The organism is Haloarcula nitratireducens (assembly GCF_019599505.1).
The window spans coordinates 1-2,474 of sequence record NZ_RKLT01000060.1; the positions used below are offsets into that span (position 1 = coordinate 1).

Here is a 2,474-nt window from a genome sequence, read left to right on the forward strand (position 1 = left end):
CCGCAGCGACGGTCGGTATCGCCATCGCGTGGGGGAATACGGCACTCGCCGTGGGCTCCGGCGTGTTGCTCCTCGTTAACCTTCTGTCGATCAATCTCGCCGCACTCCTTGTGCTCTGGTATATGGGGTATCGGCCTGAGAAATGGTTCCGTATGGAGCAGACCAAAAAGACATTCGTCAAACGCGTCGGCGTTCTCCTGATTAGCATTCTAATCCTTTCTGCATTCCTCGGAACTGTTACGTTCTCCTCGTATCAGACTGCCACTTCCGAGCAGTCGATTGAAAATGATATCCAATCAATTCTCGACGAACCGGTTTATTCAGAGTTCGTTCTGCTCGAAGTCCAGTTCGAATATTCGGAGAATCTTCTCGCCCAACGCCCCTCTAAGGTAACTATCTTGATCGGTGCTCCGCAAGGAGAAGCCCCACCAGACTTGGGTGATCGTTTGAACACCCGCATTGATCAGATTGCAGGACGCAACGTAGCTGTACAGGTTCGATACCTAACCGTTCAAGAACCAAGATGATGCTGGATGTGGCGTGATCATTATAGTTCAGTCTTAGGACTATATTTTTATATATCTCACAAATGAATTTTTATCCTCTGGGTCAAGGCTGTAATAATCCATGAAGTCTCTAAACAGCCTGACTTCGCGAGGTCCTATCCGTTTTATCTCAACAAAGGTTAATAGTCCAATGAGATAAAAATCATGTACCAACGCATCCTACTACCGACTGACGGCAGTGAAGCCTCGTCGACCGCGGCTGAAGCGGCTGTGACACTTGCCGATCAATTTGACGCGGAACTACACGTGATTCACGTTGCTGAACGCGACCAAACCGCCACTGCTGCTGATGATGTCAATGCCACCACCCGATATGGTGAGGAAGCAGTACAAGCGGCTATCGAATTGGCTACTTCCTCTGATGTCGAGGCTACGAGGGCGGTCATCGAAAGGACGAAGTCGATTCATCAAGAGATCCTTACCTACACAGACAAACACAGTATCGACTGTATTGTAATGGGAACCCGGGGCAGGAGTGGACTCAGCCTCGGCCGGGCTGTCCTCGGGAGCGTCGCAGAACTAACTCTCCGTGAATCTCCTGTCCCAGTTATGACTGTTCACGAGGAGACGGTTATCGGTCCAGACATCGGTTCAATACTCGTTCCCACCGATGGGAGCGAGTGCGCACATACGGCCGTTGACCATGCGGGTGAACTGGCGAGATCTGTCGACGCGACACTGCACGTCATCTACGTCGTCGAGACGGGACAGGTAATCAACGGCGACAGAGCCCGGCGATTACGAGAAGCGCTCGAGGAGATCGGTGAGAAGGCGCTAGACCTCGCTCTCGAGCAGGTTCAATCGTCGACGTACTTGCCGACTGAAACCTCGGTGTTGAATGGCCGGCCCTATCTCGAAATTGCCGAATATGCGGAGGAGAACGATATCGATTGTATCGTCATGGGGACTCACGGCCGGAAGGGTATACGTCGGTTCCTCCTCGGTAGTGTTACCGAACGTGTAATTCGCCGGGCTGATGTCCCTGTTATTTCGGTGAAATAGGCTTTCAACAAACCCCCTCAAGGCCATAGGCATCCGAACGTCCGTGCTAAAGTCACAGGCCCCAGAAAAATGCGATGCCAACAGTCGTCACGATAGTTAGTATCAACTGTAACGGTGCGCCGACGCGTGCGAAATCAGTGAATTTGTACCCGCCTGGGCCGTAGACCATGAGATTCGTTTGGTAGCCGACGGGGGTCAGTAGCGGTGTGCTGGCGGCGAACGTCACGGCCATCACGAACGCGAAGGGGTTGACGCCGAGCTGGCCGGCAACCTCGACCCCGATCGGTAGCAACAACACGACGCTTGCGGAGTTGCTAATCATCTCCGTGATGATCGCGGTCCCCAGGTAGAACAGTCCCAGAACCGCGATCACGGGAAGGAGAACGCTGACGGAAACGACAAGATCGGCGATGAGGGCCGCGGTCCCAGACGCCTCGACCGCGATGCCGAGTGGGATGACACCCGCCACCATGAAAATCACTTCCCAGTCGACGGCCTCGTACGCCTCCTCGGGTGTGAGAATACCGGTGAAAAACATCGCCGCGACGCCCGTCAGCGCACTCACCATGAGCGTGAGAACGTCGAGTGCCGCGAGTCCGAGAGCACCGGCGAGGATCCCCAGCGCGATGGGAATCTTCGATCGGTCGAAGTCCTCCCATCTGTTCTCGCCTGCGATGGCGACGTTCGTATCCCTCGCGATGCGATCGAGCACTTGATCGGGCGCCTGAACGAGGATGACGTCGCCGGCCTGCAACCGGACCTCTCGGAGGCGCTGGCGGATCACCTCGTCGCCGCGCCGGATCGCCAGTACCGTCACGTCGTAGTCGCGCTCGAAGTCTGCGACACCGCTGCGCCGACTCGACCAAGGCCCGGGCAACAGCACGACTTCGGTGAGTTCGATTTCTT

2 protein-coding genes and 1 pseudogene are annotated in these 2,474 nt (G+C 55.4%); 2 read left to right on the forward strand and 1 reads right to left on the reverse strand.

The genetic code is table 11. The annotated features are described in order from the left end of the window. Together EGH23_RS26170 and EGH23_RS26175 are read left to right on the forward strand one after the other, a co-directional pair. Positions 1-527 (forward strand): annotated as a pseudogene (locus EGH23_RS26170) (TIGR00341 family protein); the annotation flags it as partial. Positions 528-710: 183 nt separating this feature from the next. Further along, positions 711-1,568, forward strand: coding sequence for a universal stress protein (locus EGH23_RS26175; protein ID WP_220582917.1), 858 nt, complete (start codon positions 711-713; stop codon positions 1,566-1,568). A gap of 52 nt (positions 1,569-1,620) precedes the next feature. Here EGH23_RS26175 and EGH23_RS26180 read toward each other — a convergent pair. Next, positions 1,621-2,474: SLC13 family permease (locus EGH23_RS26180; protein ID WP_220582918.1), on the reverse strand; the 854-nt coding region annotated here is incomplete at its 5' end.

Excerpts from the sequence above, each read along its gene's own strand:
- EGH23_RS26175 (WP_220582917.1), top strand. The coding sequence starts at position 711 with ATGTACCAACGCATCCTACTACCGACTGACGGCAGTGAAGCCTCGTCG.